This is a genomic window from Geotalea daltonii FRC-32 (assembly GCF_000022265.1).
In the GTDB taxonomy this organism is placed as follows: domain Bacteria; phylum Desulfobacterota; class Desulfuromonadia; order Geobacterales; family Geobacteraceae; genus Geotalea; species Geotalea daltonii.
Genome location: NC_011979.1, coordinates 4,015,696 through 4,034,678 on the forward strand (window position 1 = coordinate 4,015,696; position 18,983 = coordinate 4,034,678).

Sequence of the window (18,983 nt, forward strand, 5' to 3'; positions counted from 1 at the left end):
ACCTATCTCCAGACCAGCAATTATTTCTTTGCCTTAACACTATCCTTTATAAACACCAGGCCATTGGTGGAACCGGGGATTGCCCCACCCACCAAAATCAGATTGTCTGCAGCGTCAACCCTGACAACCTTGAGTCTCTGCACAGTAACTCTTTCGTTTCCAAGCTGACCTGGCATCTTTTTATTCTTGAATACGCGCGAAGGAGTGGCTGAACAGCCGATGGAACCAGGAGCCCTGTGAAAGCGTGAGCCATGGCTGGAACGACCGCCCTTGAAACCCCATCGCTTGATGACGCCTTGAAAGCCTTTACCGATGCTGGTTCCAGTGACATCAATAACATCTCCGGCAGCAAACAGATCTGCGTTAAGGACATCTCCCACATTATAGGAGTCCACATTATCTACACGAAGTTCGCGGAAAAAGGAGAACGCGCCGCTTCCGGCTGCCTTGCAATGACCAACCGTGGCACTGTTTGCCTTGGCAGCCTCTTTTGCGTCAAAGCCAACCTGGATAGCATTGTAGCCATCCTTTTCCTTTGTTTTCTTCTGGATAACAACACAAGGGCCTGCCTCGACGACAGTTACAGGAATGCGCCGGCCGTCATCAGCAAATATTTGTGTCATACCTATCTTCTTACCAATCAATCCCTTATTCATGGTTGATTATCCCCATCCTTATATTCTCAATTAAAGCTTTATCTCGACATCCACACCAGCAGAGAGATCAAGTTTCATCAGAGCGTCAACTGTCTGCTGTGTAGGCTCAAGGATATCGATCAGCCTCTTATGGGTTCTGATCTCGAACTGCTCACGTGATTTCTTGTCAACGTGAGGCCCGCGCAAAACGCAGTATTTGTTGACTACAGTCGGAAGAGGAATGGGACCGGCAACCCTGGCACCAGTCCTCTTGGCTGTATCCACAATCTCCCCGACAGATACGTCGAGCAGCTTGTGATCATAGGCTTTCAAACGGATTCTTATCTTCTGACTTGGCATTGTACCCTCAACTTTTTATTCGATAATAGAGCTGACAACCCCGGCGCCGACAGTGCGGCCGCCCTCACGGATGGCGAAGCGAAGTCCTTCGTCCATGGCGATTGGGGTGATCAGGTTCACTTGTACTGCTACGTTGTCGCCGGGCATTACCATCTCGGTGCCGGCGGCAAGTTCTACTATGCCGGTCACGTCGGTGGTGCGGAAGTAGAACTGGGGACGATAGCCGTTGAAGAACGGGGTGTGTCGTCCACCTTCTTCTTTGGTCAGGATGTAGGCTTCTGCCTTGAATTTGGTGTGCGGGGTGATTGAACCGGGCTTGGCGAGTACCTGGCCACGCTCAATGTCTTCACGCTTGACGCCACGAAGCAGAGCGCCGATGTTGTCGCCGGCACGGCCTTCATCCAAAAGCTTCCTGAACATTTCTACGCCGGTTACGGTGGTCTTGGAGGTTGCCTTCATTCCGACGATCTCTACTTCTTCGCCGACCTTGACGATGCCTCTTTCTACACGGCCGGTTGCTACGGTTCCACGGCCGGAGATGGAGAATACGTCTTCGACGGGCATGAGGAACGGACGGTCGATGGCGCGCTGTGGCTCTGGGATGTAGCTGTCTACGGCTTCCATGAGCTTCATGATGGCGGGCTCGGCCAGTTCGCCCTGCTCGCCGTTCAGTGCCTGAAGGGCGGAGCCTTTGATGATGGGGATGTCGTCGCCGGGGAAGTCGTAGGAGGAGAGCAGTTCGCGAATCTCGAGTTCTACCAGTTCGAGAAGCTCTTCGTCGTCGACCATGTCGGCTTTGTTGAGGAATACTACTATGTAAGGTACGCCTACCTGACGGGCGAGCAGAATGTGCTCACGAGTCTGGGGCATTGGACCGTCGGCTGCGGATACGACCAGGATGGCGCCATCCATCTGCGCTGCTCCGGTGATCATGTTCTTTACGTAGTCGGCGTGGCCCGGGCAGTCAACATGGGCATAGTGACGCTTGTCGGTTTCATATTCAACATGGGCGGTGGCGATGGTGATACCACGCTCACGCTCTTCGGGGGCATTGTCGATCTGGTCGAAGGCTTTGAATTCTGCCTGGCCTTTGCCTGCCAGTACTTTGGTGATGGCGGCGGTCAGGGTGGTCTTGCCGTGGTCAACGTGCCCGATGGTGCCTATGTTTACATGCGGTTTGGTTCTTTCGAATTTTGCTTTTGCCATATTGCTACCCTCCCTCGTATAGGAATTGCTTATCCTTTTACCTTCGCAACTATCTCTTCGGCCACTGATTTCGGTACCTGCTCATAGTGATCGAATGTCATGCTGTATGTTGCACGACCCTGAGTAGCCGAACGGAGATCGGTTGAATAGCCGAACATCTGGGCCAAAGGCACCATAGAATTGACCACTTGGGCTCCGGCGCGAGATTCCATCCCCATGATACGGCCACGACGCGAATTAAGATCGCCGATGACATCCCCCATATAGTCTTCCGGGACAACAACCTCTACAGACATAATCGGCTCGAGCAGGACGGGAGATGCTTTTGAACACCCTTCCTTGAAGCCCATGGAACCGGCTATCTTGAAAGCCATTTCGGAAGAGTCAACCTCGTGATAAGAACCGTCAACCAGACTTACCTTGAAATCGACAACCGGGAAACCTGCCATAACGCCGGTATCCATTGCCTCCTGTATACCCTTGTCAACAGATGAAATATATTCACGAGGAACAACCCCGCCCTTAATTGCATCGACAAACTCATAGCCTTTGCCAGGCTCCTGGGGCTCAAGCTCCAGCCAAACATGACCGTATTGACCACGGCCACCGGACTGTCGAACGAATTTGCCTTCCACCTTGATCTTTTTGGTTATGGTCTCGCGGTATGCAACCTGAGGCTTGCCCACATTCGCTTCTACCTTGAATTCACGCATGAGTCGATCAACAATGATCTCAAGGTGAAGCTCACCCATACCGGAAATAATGGTCTGACCTGTCTCTTCATCGGTTTTGACCCTGAAGGAAGGATCTTCCGATGCAAGCTTCTGCAGGCTGAGGCCCAATTTTTCCTGGTCAGCTTTAGTTTTTGGCTCGATGGCGATTGAAATAACCGGCTCAGGAAATTCAATGGACTCAAGAATAACCGGATTGTCTTCCACACAAAGAGTGTCACCGGTAGTGGTATATTTAAGACCAACAGCAGCGGCAATATCCCCTGCGTAGACTTCTTTGATCTCTTCTCGTTTATTGGCATGCATCTTAAGGATCCGGCCGATACGCTCTCTCTTGCCCTTGGTCGCATTGTAGACATAGGAGCCAGAGTTAAGGACACCCGAATATACCCTGAAAAAGCAGAGCTGCCCGACAAATGGGTCTGTCATGATCTTAAAACCAAGAGCAGAGAAGGGCTCGGAGTCAGCAGCCTTGCGCTCGATGGGTTCTTCGGTGTTAGCATCGATACCCTTGATGGCAGGAATATCAGTTGGTGCAGGCATATAATCTATGACTGCGTCAAGAAGATTCTGCACCCCTTTGTTTTTAAAAGCAGATCCGCAGATAACAGGAATAATCTGGATGGCAATAGTTGACTTGCGGATCGCAGCCATAATTTCTTCATTGGAAAGCTCTTCCCCACCGATATATTTTTCCATCAATACATCGTCATGACTTGAAAGCTCCTCGATCATCTTTTCACGGTACTCCTGAGCAAGCTCAAGGTCCGCTGCAGGGATCTCGGTTTCCTGGAAGGTAGCACCAAGAGACTCTTCATCCCAGATAATAGCCTTCATGGTCACCAGATCGATAATACCCTTAAAGGTATCCTCCTTGCCGACCGGAAGCTGAATAGGGACAGGATTCGCCTTGAGGCGATCCTTAATCATGGAGACGCCGCGAAAGAAATCAGCACCAATACGATCCATTTTGTTGATAAAGGCAATACGCGGAACACCGTATTTATCAGCTTGACGCCATACGGTTTCCGACTGCGGCTCAACGCCACCAACAGAACAGAACACAGCAACAGCACCGTCAAGCACGCGCAATGAACGCTCAACCTCAATGGTGAAGTCCACGTGACCCGGCGTATCAATTATGTTTATTCGATGATCGCGCCAGTTACACGTTGTAGCAGCAGAAGTAATAGTGATACCACGCTCCTGCTCCTGCTCCATCCAGTCCATGGTGGCAGCCCCATCATGGACTTCGCCAATCTTATGAGAAACACCAGTATAGTAAAGGATACGTTCTGTCGTTGTCGTTTTACCGGCATCGATATGAGCCATAATCCCAATATTGCGTGTCATTTCCAACGATACCAAGCGTGCCACTTAAACCCCCAGAATACTATCTATATAAAACTACCAGCGGTAGTGAGCAAAAGCCCTGTTGGCTTCAGCCATCTTGTGCGTATCTTCGCGCTTCTTGACCGCTGCGCCACGGTTGTTATAGGCATCCAGAATTTCACCGGCAAGCTTATCCGTAACAGTCTTCTCCGACCTGTCATTGGCATACTTCACCAACCAACGCATGGCAAGAGAAACCCTACGCTCCGCCCTAACCTCAACAGGCACCTGATAGGTGGAACCGCCGACCCTCCTGGATTTAACCTCCAGCATAGGCTTAATATTATCAAGACTCTTCTTCAGAATCTTGACCGGCTCCTCATTCACCTTTTCACTGACTATCTCAAGAGCACCATAAAGAGCCCTTTCCGCCGTACTTTTCTTGCCATCGAACATGATAATATTGACCAGCTTGGCAACAACCCGATCCCCATACTTAGGATCCGGCAATATTATTCTTTTAGCCACTTCTCTTCTTCTTGGCATACCTAACCCCTCAAATTGATCGTTTACTTCGGTCTTTTGGCACCATACTTGGAGCGACTCTTCTTACGATCCTTCACACCAACCGAGTCAAGCGTTCCACGCACTATATGGTACCTGACACCCGGCAAGTCCTTTACCCTTCCGCCGCGAATAAGAACAACAGAGTGCTCCTGAAGATTGTGCCCAACCCCGGGAATATAGGAAGTGACCTCAATCCCGTTCGTCAAACGCACCCTCGCCACCTTACGGAGAGCCGAGTTCGGCTTTTTCGGCGTAGTAGTATAGACCCTGGTACAAACGCCACGTTTCTGCGGACAACACTTCAAGGCAGGAGCAGTGGACTTGTCTTTCTTACTCTCCCTGCCGATACGGATCAACTGATTAATGGTTGGCATAACTACCTCTCGCATGCTTCATGCACAGGGGTCTCCCTGCGGAAGCGATGAAAATAACAATTTAACTTTCGCTTGTCAAGCTTTTTATCAAGCAACTAGATTTTTTTCAAAAACCTAACCTAACCTGCGGCCACTTCTTCAACTTGCTCAGAAGGAGTAACTACCGGCTCCTCGGCAACCAGCTTCAAGTTTCTGTAACGGGCAAGGCCTGTTCCAGCGGGGATCAACCGCCCCATTATTACATTTTCCTTAAGCCCGCGAAGACCGTCGATCTTACCTTCTATTGAAGCCTGTGTCAACACCTTTGTTGTCTCCTGGAAGGATGCCGCCGAGATAAAAGACTCGGTAGACAGTGAGGCTTTGGTGATACCAAGCAGCAGAGGCTCTGCTATGGCGGGTTTACCGCCTTTATCGAGAACTCTTTCATTTTCGTCCTCGAAAATATAACGCTCAAGCTGGTCATCGATCAGGAGTGTGGTATCGCCCACATCCTTGATGCGGACCCTTCTCAACATCTGGCGGACGATTGTTTCGATATGCTTGTCGTTTATCTTGACCCCCTGGAGTCGGTATACCTCCTGGACCTCGTCAACGAGGTATTTGGCCAGTTCCTTCTGCCCAAGAACCCTGAGTATATCATGGGGATTGGAGGAACCATCCATGAGAGCTTCGCCTGCTCTGACATGGTCACCTTCGTGGACACTGATATGCTTGCCCTTCGGGATAAGATATTCTTTTGGCTCACCCATTTCCGGGGTAACAATAACTTTGCGCTTACCCTTGGCATCCTTACCGAAGGTGACGATACCGTCAATCTCAGTTATAACGGCGAAATCCTTAGGCTTTCTCGCTTCGAAAAGCTCGGCAACCCTTGGCAGACCACCGGTGATATCCTTTGTTTTAGTAGTCTCACGTGGAATCTTGGCAATGACGTCACCGGCGTTGACAACAGCATCTTCCTGAACTGTGATGTTTGCTCCCACCGGCAGATAATAACGGCCCATGGTAGTTTCGTTGATCTTTGCGGTCTTGCCGGCTTCATCCTTGATGGTAATGCGCGGACGCTTGTCTGCATCACGGGATTCAACTACAACCTTACGGGACAGGCCGGTAACCTCATCAACCTGCTCTTCCATGGAAACACCTTCAATTATATCTCCAAACTTAACCTTACCGGCAATCTCCGTCAAAATCGGCATGGTATAAGGGTCCCACTCAGCGATGGCTTCACCCTGCTTGATAACCTGACCGACATTGACCTTGATCTTGGCACCGTAAAGGATAGAGTATTTTTCGCGTTCACGGCCCGTCTCATCGACGATTGCCAGCTCACCGTTGCGATTCATGACGATGTGATGACCGTCAGTATTGGTGACATAGTTGATGTTGATGAACTTGACGCTACCTTCGGTGCGTGCTTCCAATGAAGTCTGCTCCGCTCGTCTCGAAGCAGTACCACCAATATGGAAGGTACGCATGGTGAGCTGGGTTCCAGGCTCGCCGATGGACTGGGCAGCAATGACGCCAACGGCCTCGCCCATGTTGACCAAATGCCCTCTGGCAAGGTCGCGGCCATAGCACTTGGCGCAAATACCGCGCCGGCTCTGACAGGTCAACACCGAACGTATTTTCACCTTTTCCAGACCTGCTGATTCTATTTTCTGAACCAGTGTTTCATCGATTTCTTCGTTGGAAGCGACCAGCACATCACCGGTAACCGGGTCAAGGATATCATCCAGCGCGACCCGCCCCAGAATCCTGTCTCCGATATGTTCTATGATCTCGCCACCCTCGGTGAGAGAAGAAACAACCAGACCATCCAGTGTGCCGCAATCAGGTTCAGTGATGATGGCATCCTGGGCAACGTCCACAAGGCGTCTTGTAAGATATCCGGAGTTGGCTGTTTTGAGCGCGGTGTCGGCAAGACCCTTACGGGCACCGTGGGTGGAGATGAAGTACTGGAGAACCGTAAGACCTTCGCGGAAATTGGCAGTAATCGGCGTTTCGATAATTTCGCCAGACGGCTTGGCCATGAGACCACGCATACCGGCAAGCTGGCGAATCTGTTGAGCCGAACCCCTCGCACCAGAGTCAGCCATCATGTGAATGGCGTTGAAGGAAGGAACCTTGACTTCTTTACCATCAGGAGCATGGACAATATCCCGGGAGAGGTTGTCCAGCATCTCTTTAGCGATTTCTTCGGTAGATTTCGCCCAGATATCGATAACCTTGTTGTAACGTTCGCCGTCTGTAATAAGACCTTCAGTATATTGATTCTGTATCTCTTTGACATCTTCCGATGCCCTGTTGATAATGGCCGTTTTCCCTTCGGGAATAACCATATCGTTGATGCTGATGGAGATACCGGCAATGGTCGAATAGCGGAAACCGATGGACTTCAGCTTGTCGGCAAGAATGACAGTTTCCTTATTACCGGCAAGGCGGTAGCAAACGTCCACCAGGTTGGAAAGCTCCTTCTTGGTCATTACTTTGTTGATGGTGGCGAAGGGGACCTCATCCGGCAGAATCTCCCTGAGAACGACGCGGCCGGGCGTGGTATCCACAAGTTGCGGCTTTTCGTCAGTAGCGAGGTTCTTCAGACGAACCTTTACTCTAGCCTGAAGATCCACCTCGTCAGCGTCGAGTGCAATCCTTACCTCATCCTGGGAAGCGAAGATCTTGCCGTCCCCTTTGGCGAAGAACTTTTCCCTGGTCATATAGTAGATGCCGAGGACCATGTCCTGTGAAGGTACAATGATCGGCTTACCATGGGCAGGTGAAAGAATATTGTTGGTGCTCATCATGAGAACGCGGGTCTCAACCTGGCTTTCAACGGACAGGGGGAGATGAACCGCCATCTGATCACCGTCGAAGTCGGCGTTGAAGGCTGTACATACCAACGGATGCAGCTGGATCGCTTTACCCTCGATGAGTACCGGCTCGAATGCCTGGATACCGAGACGGTGAAGGGTCGGAGCGCGGTTCAACATGACCGGATGTTCCTTGATCACCTCTTCCAGTACGTCCCAGACTTCAGGGCGCTCTTTCTCCACCATTTTTTTGGCACTCTTGATAGTAGTGACGAAACCTTTTTCTTCCAGCTTGTTGTAGATGAAAGGCTTGAAGAGCTCAAGGGCCATCTTCTTGGGCAGACCGCACTGATGCAGCCTCAGTTCAGGACCGACAACAATAACTGAACGGCCGGAGTAGTCGACACGCTTACCGAGCAGGTTCTGGCGGAAACGGCCCGACTTTCCTTTCAGCATGTCGGAAAGTGATTTGAGAGGACGTTTGTTGGGCCCTGCGATGGCGCGGCCCCGTCGACCGTTGTCGAAAAGGGCATCCACGGCCTCCTGCAGCATCCGCTTCTCGTTGCGGATGATGACTTCCGGCGCCTGCAGTTCCATAAGCCGTTTCAGACGATTGTTACGGTTAATTACCCGGCGATAGAGATCGTTGAGATCGGAAGTGGCAAAGCGACCGCCATCCAGGGGAACCAGGGGGCGAAGTTCGGGAGGAAGAACCGGGATACATTCAAGGATCATCCACTCGGGCTTGTTGCCGGAAGATTTAAATGCTTCGACAACCTTGAGGCGCTTGGCGGTTTTTTTCCGTTTGGCTTCGCTGGTAGCTTCAAGCATTTCAACACGGAGCTGCTCGGCCAACACATCCAGGTCCATGGACATGAGGCATTCTCTGATTGCTGCTGCTCCCATTCCAGCCTCGAACTGGCCGTTATATTCTTCCATTGCCTTCAGGTACTGATCTTCAGAAAAAACCTGGGCAAAAGGCATGCCGGTGTTTTTAGGATCCGTAACCACATATGCTTCAAAATAGAGGACCTTTTCCAGATCCTTCAGGGTGATGTCCATCAGGTTCCCTATCCGCGAAGGGAGAGACTTGAGAAACCAGATATGGGCAACTGGCGTCGCCAGGTCGATATGACCCAGCCTTTCACGCCTGACTTTAGAGGGAATGACCTCGACCCCACACTTCTCACAGACAATGCCGCGATGCTTCATCCGCTTGTATTTGCCGCAGTTACACTCGTAATCCTTGGTGGGCCCGAAAATTTTTGCACAGAAAAGGCCATCCCTCTCCGGCTTGAATGTCCGGTAATTAATGGTCTCCGGCTTTTTAACCTCGCCGAATGATCTTTCGCGGATCTTTTCCGGGGAAGAGACAGAGATTCTGATGGCAGAAAAATGGAGCGGATCCTTCGGTTTATCGAAAAAGTTAAAGATATCTTCCAAAATATATTCCTCCTCGTTGTTTAGGAGTTATAACCATAAATTTGTTTTGTTGCGTCCAAAGACCTGACGGTCAGTCTTCCTCGTTTTCAAGGAGCTCAACATCCAGTCCCAGGGACTGCAGTTCCTTGATAAGAACATTGAAGGATTCCGGAAGTCCCGGCTCAAGGGTGTGCTTGCCCTTGACTATCGCTTCATACATTCTGGTACGTCCTGCCACGTCGTCAGACTTGACAGTGAGGAATTCCTGGAGTGCATAGGCAGCACCGTAAGCTTCCATTGCCCAAACCTCCATCTCCCCGAGACGCTGCCCACCGAACTGGGCCTTGCCGCCGAGAGGCTGCTGGGTTACCAGACTATAAGGCCCGATGGAACGAGCATGAATCTTATCGTCAACCAGGTGGTGCAGTTTCAACACATACATCACACCAACAGTGACCTTATGCTTGAATGCGTCGCCTGATTTACCGTCATAGAGTGTAACCTGGGCAGTATGGGCAAAACCGGCCTTGCCGAGCATTTCCCGGATGCCTTCTTCCGATGAACCTTCGAAAACCGGTGAAGCCATAGGCACGCCACGCTTGAGGCGCTTGGCCACATTGCTCAGCTCTTCATCATCCAGGGTATCAAGGAATTTATTCATCTCCTTGTTGCCGTAGACCTCTTTCAGATAGGTCTTGATCTTGGTTTTCTCGGAGTTCTTCTCCAGCATCTCCTCGATCTGCCAGCCAATACCTTTGGCTGCCCATCCCAGGTGGGTCTCAAGAATCTGCCCCACGTTCATACGTGACGGAACACCCAGAGGGTTCAACACGATTTCGACAGGGCGACCATCCTCAAGATAGGGCATGTCTTCTTCGGGAAGGATACGGGAAACGACACCTTTGTTCCCGTGGCGGCCGGCCATTTTATCACCTACCTGCAGCTTGCGCTTGATGGCAATGTAAACTTTTACCATCTTGATAACGCCGGGAGGCAGATCGTCGCCACGCTTGAGCTTCTGCACCTTGTCATCGAAAACATACTTGATTATATCGATTTGCTGATTCAGGGTAGACAGGATCTGAGCCACCTTGTCATCGGTGCTTTCATCATCAGCAACGGAGATTTCGTCCCACCTGTCGATAGGAATCGAGCTCAGAGCCTCTTCGGAGATGGCCTTGCCTTTGACGATCAGTATCTTGCCGTCTTTACCTTCAACCTTAACAGCCGCCGTCTTGCCTACCAGCAGCTTTTTAAGTTTGCTTACCGCAGACTCTCGGATGATGCGGATTTCGTCCTGTTCATCCTTACGCAGTTTCTTTTCTTCTGCCTGTTCGATCAACTCGGTACGGGCGTCCTTGTCCGCCCCTTTGCGGGAGAAGATCTTTGCGCCGATGACCGTACCTTCTACACCCGGCGGAACACGCAGAGAGGTGTCACGTACGTCACCGGCTTTTTCACCGAAAATTGCCCGCAGGAGTTTCTCTTCCGGGGAAAGCTGTGTTTCCCCCTTGGGAGTAATTTTCCCAATCAGGATATCGCCTGGCCTTACCTCGGCACCGATGCGTATGATGCCGGACTCATCCAGGTCCTTGAGGGTTTCTTCGCCAAGATTCGGTATATCGGCGGTTATCTCTTCTTTGCCCAGCTTGGTGTCACGGGCGACGCATTCGAATTCTTCAATATGGATAGATGTATAACGATCATCCTTCACCAGCCGCTCGGAGATGAGAATGGAGTCCTCGAAGTTGTAGCCCCCCCATGGCATGAAGGCGACCAGAACGTTCTGACCCAGAGCCAGTTCACCCATGTCGGTGGAAGGACCATCGGCAATAACATCGCCCCGCTTGACATGGTCCCCTATTTTCACAACGGGCCGCTGATTGATGCAGGTGTTCTGGTTGGAACGGGCAAACTTGATGAGGTTGTAGATATCCACACCGGTGCCGGTTTCATCATATTCATCCTCGTCGATCTTGACGACGATGCGGGAAGCATCTACCGACTCAACGACACCGTTATGGCGGGCAACGACGGAAACACCGGAATCCCTTGCCACGACGCGCTCCATGCCCGTACCGACCAATGGAGAATCGGCTCTGAGCAGGGGCACGGCCTGACGCTGCATGTTGGAACCCATAAGAGCACGGTTGGCGTCGTCATTTTCCAGAAAAGGAATCAGTGATGCGGCAACGGAAACCAACTGCATTGGGGCTACATCCATCAGCTCCAGTTCGTCCCTGCCGACGAGAACGAATTCGCCGCTTTTGCGGGCAGAGATATAGTCGGCGACGAAACGGCCATCCTTGTCCACTTCTGCATTGGCCTGGGCTATGGCATGACCTTCTTCCTCAAGGGCAGAGAAAAACCGGACTTCATTGGTAACTTTCCCTTCCTGGACCAGCCGATAGGGGGTTTCTACGAAGCCGTGCTCGTTGATCCTGGCATAGGTTGACAGTGATGCAATGAGGCCGATATTCGGACCTTCCGGAGTCTCAATGGGGCAAACCCTGCCATAATGGGTGGGATGAACGTCACGTACCTCGAAGCCGGCACGCTCACGGGTCAAACCGCCTGGTCCCAAAGCTGAAAGACGCCGCTTGTGGGTAACCTCGGAAAGAGGGTTAGTCTGATCCATGAATTGGGAAAGCTGGGAAGAACCAAAAAATTCTTTCACCACAGCTGAGACCGGTTTGGAGTTGATCAGGTCGTGAGGCATGAGGTTCTCAACTTCCTGCAGGCTCATCCTCTCTTTGATGGCACGCTCCATACGAACGAGACCAATGCGGTACTGATTTTCCAGCAACTCGCCAACGGCACGAACACGGCGATTGCCAAGATGATCGATGTCGTCGATGTTCCCTCTGCCGTTCTTGAGATCGATGAGGTAACGGACAACCTCAAGTACGTCTTCCCTGGTCAATGTCATGCAGTCCAGCGGCACCTGAAGACCGAGCTTGTAGTTGAGCTTCAATCGGCCAACTGCAGACAGATCGTACCTCTCAGGATTGAAAAAGAGGTTTTCGAACAGCGACAGGGCACTCTTCAGTGTTGGGGGGTCTCCAGGGCGCAGCCGTCTGTATATTTCGATCAGTGCATCATCGGTGGAACCGATCTTGTCGATTATGATCGTGTCACGGAATGATGAGGTCACATGCAGATTATCGATGAACAATACCTTAAAGGTGTTGATCCCTTTCGACTTGATCTCTTCAAGCTTTGCCTGGGTCAATTCCTCGTTGCATTCGGCAACGATCTCCCCCGTGGAGGGATCAACGATGTCATGGGAAGAAATCTTGCCGACAAGTTCTTCTATGGTAATGGGTATGAATTTTATACCATGCTCTGCCATCTTTCTGATGGCCGCCTTGGTGAACTTGCGATTTGCCTTGACCAGAACTTCCCCGGTTGCCGAGTCAACAATATCGATGGCCGCTTTCTGATTAGTAAGCAGTTCAGGGTCTGCTACCTTGGTCAGTTTCTCCCCAGCAAAGTTTATCTCTTCACTTTTGTAGAAGAAGTTGAGCAACTCGTCCGTCGAATATCCAAGGGCTTTCAGGAGCACTGTGGCCGGCATCTTGCGGCGGCGGTCTATGCGCACATAAAGTATGTCTTTATGATCAAATTCGAAATCAAGCCACGATCCCCTGTACGGGATTACCCGTGCAGAATACAACACCTTGCCGCTGGAATGTGTCTTACCTTTGTCGTGGTCGTAAAAAACGCCGGGAGAGCGGTGGAGCTGACTGACAATGACACGCTCGGTTCCGTTTATAATGAAGGTTCCATTCTCGGTCATCAGCGGAATTTCGCCAAAATAGACCTCTTGCTCCTTGATGTCTCGTATGGAGCGGGTGCTGGGCTCTTTGTTCACGTCCCAGACAACCAGCCGGACTTTAACCTTCATAGGAGCGGCAAAGGTCATTCCCCTCTGATGACACTCTTCAACGTCATATTTGGGGATGCCTAGAGAGTAGGAAACATATTCGAGAGAAGCAGTTTCACTAAAATCCTTTATGGGAAAAACACTTTTAAAAACGGCCTCTAGGCCGGAATATTTTCTTGCTTCAGCGGGGACATCTAACTGGAGGAATCTCTTGTAGGAATTTTTCTGGATATCAATGAGATTTGGTATATCGATAATCTTCTTTATTTTGGCGAAGTTCTTGCGTAACAGGGGGTTATTCGCAATTGAATAAGCCATATCTTCTCCTTTGGTCAACGCCGTAAAGCCTTAACCCTGTGGATTCTTACTTGCTCTTCGACCCAGACAACCGGCTTGAGTGGCCGCCAAACTAAAATAGAACAGCCAAGGCCGCACATGGCGACCTTGGCTAGAACAAGAATCGGAACAGCAATTCTTATTTAATTTCCACTTCTGCGCCAGCTTCAACCAGTTGTTTCTTGGCCTCTTCGGCTTCTTCCTTGGAAACGCCGGTTTTAAGCGGCTGGGGTGCACCGTCAACCAAGTCTTTGGCTTCTTTGAGGCCCAGGCTGGTAAGTGCACGAACAACCTTGATGACGCCGATCTTGTTGGCACCGGCAGCCTTGAGAATAACATCAAATTCGGTCTTTTCTTCAGCAGCTTCAGCAGCTGCAGGGCCGGCAACGGCAGCAACAGCCACAGGGGCAGCTGCAGAAACACCGAACTTTTCTTCAAGTTCTTTCACCATTTCCGCAAGCTCAAGAACAGACATTTTCTCAATAAAACTAATTACATCAGCTTTGGTAATTTCAGCCATTTTTTATTCCTCCATGAATATTTATACGAATTTGTTTTTAAATTATCAGTTGCCTTCTTTTTGAATCCGGATTGCATTAAGTGCACGGACAAAGCTGCCCGGTACGGCTGCAAGTACGCCAACGAAGTTGGTGGCGGGTGCCTGCATTGAACCGAGCATTTTTGCAATAAGTACTTCACGGCTGGGCAGATCGGCCAATGCCTGGATGTCGGCCGGGCTGATGGCTTTGCCGGAGAGCACGCCGGCTTTCAAGGTGAACGGATTGGTCGTTTCCTTGGCGAAACGGGACAGAACCTTTGCTGCTGCGACAGGATCGTCGTAAGTAATGGCTACAGCAGTTGGTCCGGCAAAGTAGGGATTCAATGCCTCTTTATCGGTCCCCTTCGACGCCAGTTCCAGCAGTGTGTTTTTGACAACCTTGAACTCGACAGCAGCCTTGCGAAGCTCATTCCTGAGTTCGGTGGCCTGCCCCACATTCATGCCACGGAAATCAGCAAGAAAAACGGCTTTCGCACGTTGGAGCTTGTCGTGTACTTCGGTTACAAGTTGGTGTTTGCCTTCTTTATTCAAGCGCCTTCCTCCTTTCTTTTGGTTTCGGGTAGTTTACCCCGCCAAAGTCAGGAAGTATCGGGAAATAATGCAATTCCTTCAACTACCGCCAGTCTCGGTAGGCCAGTTTCCTGTTTATGTTGCCATGCATGCGGCAACACCTACTGTCTTTGACTTTGGCAAAACTATATTTATATTACCTGTGAGGATACGTCAGACACATCAAGATTCACACCAGGCCCCATGGTGGAAGAGACACTGATTTTCTTGATATAGGTTCCTTTTGCTGCAGACGGCTTCGATTTGACCAGCGCATCGATCAGAGCAAGGATGTTTTCCTTCAGCTTGTCTGTTTCGAAAGAGACTTTGCCAACAGGAGCATGAATGATACCGGCTTTCTCCACCCTGAATTCGACCTTGCCGGATTTGGATTCGTTGACGGCCCGGCCCACATCGAAAGTGACGGTGCCTACCTTAGGGTTCGGCATCAGGCCACGTGGGCCGAGAAGTTTACCGATCTTACCGACGACACCCATCATGTCGGGTGTGGCAATGGCGGTATCGAACTCGAACCACCCTTCCTGGATTTTGGCAACCAGATCATCGGCGCCAACGAAATCTGCTCCTGCGTCGCGTGCTTCCTTCTCCTTTTCACCCTTGGCGAAAACAAGAACCCGGACTTCCTTGCCGAGACCGTTGGGGAGAACAACTGCACCACGGACCATCTGGTCGGCATGCCGCGGGTCAACGCCAAGCCTGACAGCCACGTCTACAGTTTCGGTGAATTTGGCGTAAGCAGAACTTCTCACCAGTTCAAGGCCGTCATTAAGGGTATAACTTTTGCTCCTGTCAACCTTGGCAAGAGCGTCTTTAAGTTTTTTACTGGTAGGCATTTTCTTTCACCCTCTCTTTATCTATACAATCTCAACGCCCATACTGCGAGCGGTTCCCTCAATGGTTTTCATGGCGGCTTCAAGACTGGCGGCATTCAGGTCGGGCATTTTTTTCGAAGCAATTTCCTGCACCTGGGCCTTCGTCAGTTTTCCGACCTTATTCTTGTTGGGAACGCTTGAACCGCTTTCGATGCCAAGCGCTTTTTTAATAAGAACAGAAGCCGGAGGTGTCTTGGTGACGAACGTAAATGACCTGTCCGCATAAACAGTTATCACTACAGGAGTAATTGTGCCTTCGTCTGCCTGAGTCTTGGCATTAAAGGCCTTGCAGAATTCCATTATGTTTACGCCGTGCTGACCCAGCGCAGGACCGATCGGCGGGGCGGGATTTGCTTTACCGGCCGGTACTTGAAGCTTGATATATCCAGTGATTTTTTTAGCCATTACTAGACTCCTTTTATCTGTTCCTTAAATCAATTTATATCTTCAGGTCGCAGGTAGAGCCAGAGTCATTGTTTTTCGACCTGCATGAATTCCAGCTCCACAGGGGTAGCTCTGCCGAATATACTAACCATGACCCTAAGCTTGCCTTTTTCAGGTTTCACATCTTCTACAACCCCGGCAAAATTAAGAAAAGGTCCATCAATAACCCTGACGGTCTCACCAACCTCAAAAAGAACCTTGGGCCGTGGCTTCTCGGCTCCCTCTTCCATACGCTGGGTGATTTTTGCTACTTCTTCATCCGGAATGGCAAAAGGATTATTGCCTCCGACAAAACCGGTAACCTTTGAAGTTTCCTTGACGACATGCCAGGTATCGTCATCAAGCTCCATATTAACAAGGATATATCCAGGGAAGAATTTACGGGACGAGGTTCGCTTCTCACCCTTCTTCAACTCGACAACTGTTTCACAAGGAATGAGAACTTCACCAAACTTTTCCTCAAGGCCAAGGTTTTTTATTCGCTCCAGGAGCGATAACCTGACTTTATTTTCAAAGCCGGAGTAGGTATGTACACCGTACCATTTATGAGCCATTGTGAGTCCTCTAGCGGAGTATGAACCTGATCAGCTTGGCCAGGACAACATCACAAGCGCCAAGATAAAGGGAGATCAAGACAATAATCACTACAACAACCCATGCTGTAGAAATGGTCTCCTTGCGGGCAGGCCAGGTAACCTTACCCAACTCAGCTCTCACTTCCTCCAAAAAATTTTTGGTCTTTACCAGCACTCGTGCCACCCCACAGTAATTAGGTTTTTAAAAAAATGGCAGGCCAGGAGGGATTCGAACCCACAACACCCGGTTTTGGAGACCGGTGCTCTAGCCGTTAGAGCTACTGGCCTGCATGAATGAGCCACACAGCGGAGTGGCTCATTTTCGAATTATTTTGTTTCCTTATGTGACGTGTGCGTACGACAGAAGCGGCAGTACTTCTTCAGTTCCAGCTTTTCCGGTGTTGTCTTCTTGTTTTTTGTCGTTGTATAGTTTCTCTGCTTGCACTCGGTGCAGGCAAGTGTGATGATATCTCGCATTGCTGCCTTCCTTTGTCTTGATCAGCAAAGGCGGGGTTGGCCCGCCTCTGTGAATTATTCGATAATAGAGCTGACAACCCCGGCGCCGACAGTGCGGCCGCCCTCACGGATGGCGAAGCGAAGTCCTTCGTCCATGGCGATTGGGGTGATCAGGTTCACTTGTACTGCTACGTTGTCGCCGGGCATTACCATCTCGGTGCCGGCGGCAAGTTCTACTATGCCGGTCACGTCGGTGGTGCGGAAGTAGAACTGGGGACGATAGCCGTTGAAGAACGGGGTGTGTCGTCCACCTTCTTCTTTGGTCAGAATGTAGGCTTCTGCCTTGAATTTGGTGTGCGGGGTGATTGAACCGGGCTTGGCGAGTACCTGGCCACGCTCGATGTCTTCACGCTTGACGCCACGAAGCAGAGCGCCGATGTTGTCGCCGGCACGGCCTTCATCCAAAAGCTTCCTGAACATTTCTACGCCGGTTACGGTGGTCTTGGAGGTTGCCTTCATTCCGACGATCTCTACTTCTTCGCCGACCTTGACGATGCCTCTTTCTACACGGCCGGTTGCTACGGTTCCACGGCCGGAGATGGAGAATACGTCTTCGACGGGCATGAGGAACGGACGGTCGATGGCGCGCTGTGGCTCTGGGATGTAGCTGTCTACGGCTTCCATGAGCTTCATGATGGCGGGCTCGGCCAGTTCGCCCTGCTCGCCGTTCAGTGCCTGAAGGGCGGAGCCTTTGATGATGGGGATGTCGTCGCCGGGGAAGTCGTAGGAGGAGAGCAGTTCACGAATCTCGAGTTCTACCAGTTCGAGAAGCTCTTCGTCGTCGACCATGTCGGCTTTGTTGAGGAATACTACTATGTAAGGTACGCCTACCTGACGGGCGAGCAGAATGTGCTCACGAGTCTGGGGCATTGGACCGTCGGCTGCGGATACGACCAGGATGGCGCCATCCATCTGCGCTGCTCCGGTGATCATGTTCTTTACGTAGTCGGCGTGGCCCGGGCAGTCAACATGGGCATAGTGACGCTTGTCGGTTTCATATTCAACATGGGCGGTGGCGATGGTGATACCACGCTCACGCTCTTCGGGTGCATTGTCGATCTGGTCGAAGGCTTTGAATTCTGCCTGGCCTTTGCCTGCCAGTACTTTGGTGATGGCGGCGGTCAGGGTGGTCTTGCCGTGGTCAACGTGCCCGATGGTGCCTATGTTTACATGCGGTTTGGTTCTTTCGAATTTTGCTTTTGCCATGAAGGTATCCTCCCTATAAATGAATGCCTAAAAGTTCGTTTTACCGATTTTTTTGAACAGATTAAATGGAGCCCACATCCGGACTCGAACCGGAGACCTCTTCCTTACCAAGGAAGTGCTCTACCTCCTGAGCTATGTGGGCGATCGAAGAAAATTGGAGCGGGAAACGGGACTCGAACCCGCGACCCTCAGCTTGGAAGGCTGATGCTCTAGCCAACTGAGCTACTCCCGCCAATTCCTGCAAATCAGAAGATTTTTGAATCGATAAGCAGCACAGCAACCCAGTACATGCGACATAAAGTCTCCTGAGGCCTGTCGTGATCTCATCTCTTCTGTAGTATTTTATGGTGGAGGGAGGAGGATTCGAACCTCCGAAGTCTACGACGACAGATTTACAGTCTGTTCCCTTTGGCCGCTCGGGAATCCCTCCAGACGAAGAACGTTTCCTGACTGTGGAGCTGGCGATGGGACTCGAACCCGCAACCTGCTGATTACAAGTCAGCTGCTCTACCAATTGAGCTACGCCAGCAATGTTTCTCTAAACTTAATACAACTTTTTACTGCTTGGTCAAGATGCTTCAA

At 50.9% G+C, this 18,983-nt stretch carries 16 protein-coding genes and 5 tRNA genes; all 21 read right to left on the reverse strand.

All coding sequences use genetic code 11. The features are described from left to right. Positions 1–20: 20 nt before the first annotated feature. The 21 genes from rplC to GEOB_RS18140 all read right to left on the reverse strand — a co-directional run bounded on the left by rplC (position 21) and on the right by GEOB_RS18140 (position 18,930). Positions 21–656: a 50S ribosomal protein L3 gene (gene rplC / locus GEOB_RS18040; RefSeq protein WP_012648693.1), complete on the reverse strand. Its 636-nt coding sequence runs from the start codon at positions 654–656 to the stop codon at positions 21–23. A 30-nt stretch (positions 657–686) separates the two neighbouring features. Then, positions 687–995, reverse strand: a complete 309-nt coding sequence (rpsJ, locus tag GEOB_RS18045; protein ID WP_012648694.1) for a 30S ribosomal protein S10 — start codon at positions 993–995, stop codon at positions 687–689. 15 nt (positions 996–1,010) lie between these two features. Further along, positions 1,011–2,201 (reverse strand): elongation factor Tu, encoded by a 1,191-nt coding sequence (tuf, locus tag GEOB_RS18050; protein ID WP_012648695.1) that lies wholly within the window; start codon positions 2,199–2,201, stop codon positions 1,011–1,013. A 29-nt stretch (positions 2,202–2,230) separates the two neighbouring features. After that, a complete protein-coding gene (gene fusA, locus GEOB_RS18055; RefSeq protein WP_012648696.1) occupies positions 2,231–4,309 on the reverse strand; it encodes an elongation factor G in 2,079 nt (692 codons plus the stop codon). 30 nt (positions 4,310–4,339) lie between these two features. Continuing rightward, on the reverse strand, positions 4,340–4,810 hold the full coding sequence (gene rpsG, locus GEOB_RS18060) for a 30S ribosomal protein S7 (protein ID WP_012648697.1): 471 nt from the start codon (positions 4,808–4,810) through the stop codon (positions 4,340–4,342). A gap of 23 nt (positions 4,811–4,833) precedes the next feature. Next, positions 4,834–5,205 carry a 30S ribosomal protein S12 gene (gene rpsL, locus GEOB_RS18065; protein ID WP_012648698.1) on the reverse strand — a complete coding sequence of 124 codons (372 nt, stop codon included), beginning with the start codon at positions 5,203–5,205 and terminating at the stop codon, positions 4,834–4,836. A gap of 119 nt (positions 5,206–5,324) precedes the next feature. Then, positions 5,325–9,458, reverse strand: coding sequence for a DNA-directed RNA polymerase subunit beta' (rpoC, locus tag GEOB_RS18070; RefSeq protein WP_012648699.1), 4,134 nt, complete (start codon positions 9,456–9,458; stop codon positions 5,325–5,327). A 70-nt stretch (positions 9,459–9,528) separates the two neighbouring features. Continuing rightward, positions 9,529–13,641, reverse strand: a complete 4,113-nt coding sequence (gene rpoB / locus GEOB_RS18075; protein ID WP_012648700.1) for a DNA-directed RNA polymerase subunit beta — start codon at positions 13,639–13,641, stop codon at positions 9,529–9,531. Between the two features lie 157 nt (positions 13,642–13,798). After that, positions 13,799–14,179 carry a 50S ribosomal protein L7/L12 gene (gene rplL, locus GEOB_RS18080; RefSeq protein WP_012648701.1) on the reverse strand — a complete coding sequence of 127 codons (381 nt, stop codon included), beginning with the start codon at positions 14,177–14,179 and terminating at the stop codon, positions 13,799–13,801. Positions 14,180–14,224: 45 nt separating this feature from the next. Then, positions 14,225–14,749 (reverse strand): 50S ribosomal protein L10, encoded by a 525-nt coding sequence (rplJ, locus tag GEOB_RS18085; protein ID WP_012648702.1) that lies wholly within the window; start codon positions 14,747–14,749, stop codon positions 14,225–14,227. Positions 14,750–14,919: 170 nt separating this feature from the next. Beyond that, on the reverse strand, positions 14,920–15,621 hold the full coding sequence (gene rplA, locus GEOB_RS18090; protein ID WP_012648703.1) for a 50S ribosomal protein L1: 702 nt from the start codon (positions 15,619–15,621) through the stop codon (positions 14,920–14,922). Between the two features lie 21 nt (positions 15,622–15,642). Beyond that, the gene (gene rplK / locus GEOB_RS18095; RefSeq protein ID WP_012648704.1) at positions 15,643–16,065 is read right to left on the reverse strand and encodes a 50S ribosomal protein L11; all 423 of its coding nucleotides are present in this window, start codon (positions 16,063–16,065) and stop codon (positions 15,643–15,645) included. 65 nt (positions 16,066–16,130) lie between these two features. After that, entirely contained in the window at positions 16,131–16,658 is a 528-nt protein-coding gene (gene nusG / locus GEOB_RS18100; RefSeq protein WP_012648705.1) for a transcription termination/antitermination protein NusG, read from the reverse strand. 10 nt (positions 16,659–16,668) lie between these two features. Then, on the reverse strand, positions 16,669–16,854 hold the full coding sequence (gene secE, locus GEOB_RS18105; RefSeq protein ID WP_012648706.1) for a preprotein translocase subunit SecE: 186 nt from the start codon (positions 16,852–16,854) through the stop codon (positions 16,669–16,671). Positions 16,855–16,890: 36 nt separating this feature from the next. Further along, positions 16,891–16,967: transfer RNA gene (locus GEOB_RS18110), tRNA-Trp, on the reverse strand. 39 nt (positions 16,968–17,006) lie between these two features. Further along, positions 17,007–17,156, reverse strand: a complete 150-nt coding sequence (gene rpmG, locus GEOB_RS18115; protein WP_012648707.1) for a 50S ribosomal protein L33 — start codon at positions 17,154–17,156, stop codon at positions 17,007–17,009. A 54-nt stretch (positions 17,157–17,210) separates the two neighbouring features. Beyond that, positions 17,211–18,401 carry an elongation factor Tu gene (gene tuf / locus GEOB_RS18120; RefSeq protein ID WP_012648695.1) on the reverse strand — a complete coding sequence of 397 codons (1,191 nt, stop codon included), beginning with the start codon at positions 18,399–18,401 and terminating at the stop codon, positions 17,211–17,213. Between the two features lie 66 nt (positions 18,402–18,467). Continuing rightward, positions 18,468–18,543 (reverse strand) — tRNA-Thr (locus tag GEOB_RS18125). A gap of 13 nt (positions 18,544–18,556) precedes the next feature. Further along, positions 18,557–18,633: transfer RNA gene (locus GEOB_RS18130), tRNA-Gly, on the reverse strand. Between the two features lie 113 nt (positions 18,634–18,746). Beyond that, positions 18,747–18,831: transfer RNA gene (locus GEOB_RS18135), tRNA-Tyr, on the reverse strand. A gap of 23 nt (positions 18,832–18,854) precedes the next feature. Further along, positions 18,855–18,930: transfer RNA gene (locus tag GEOB_RS18140), tRNA-Thr, on the reverse strand. Positions 18,931–18,983 lie beyond the last annotated feature (53 nt).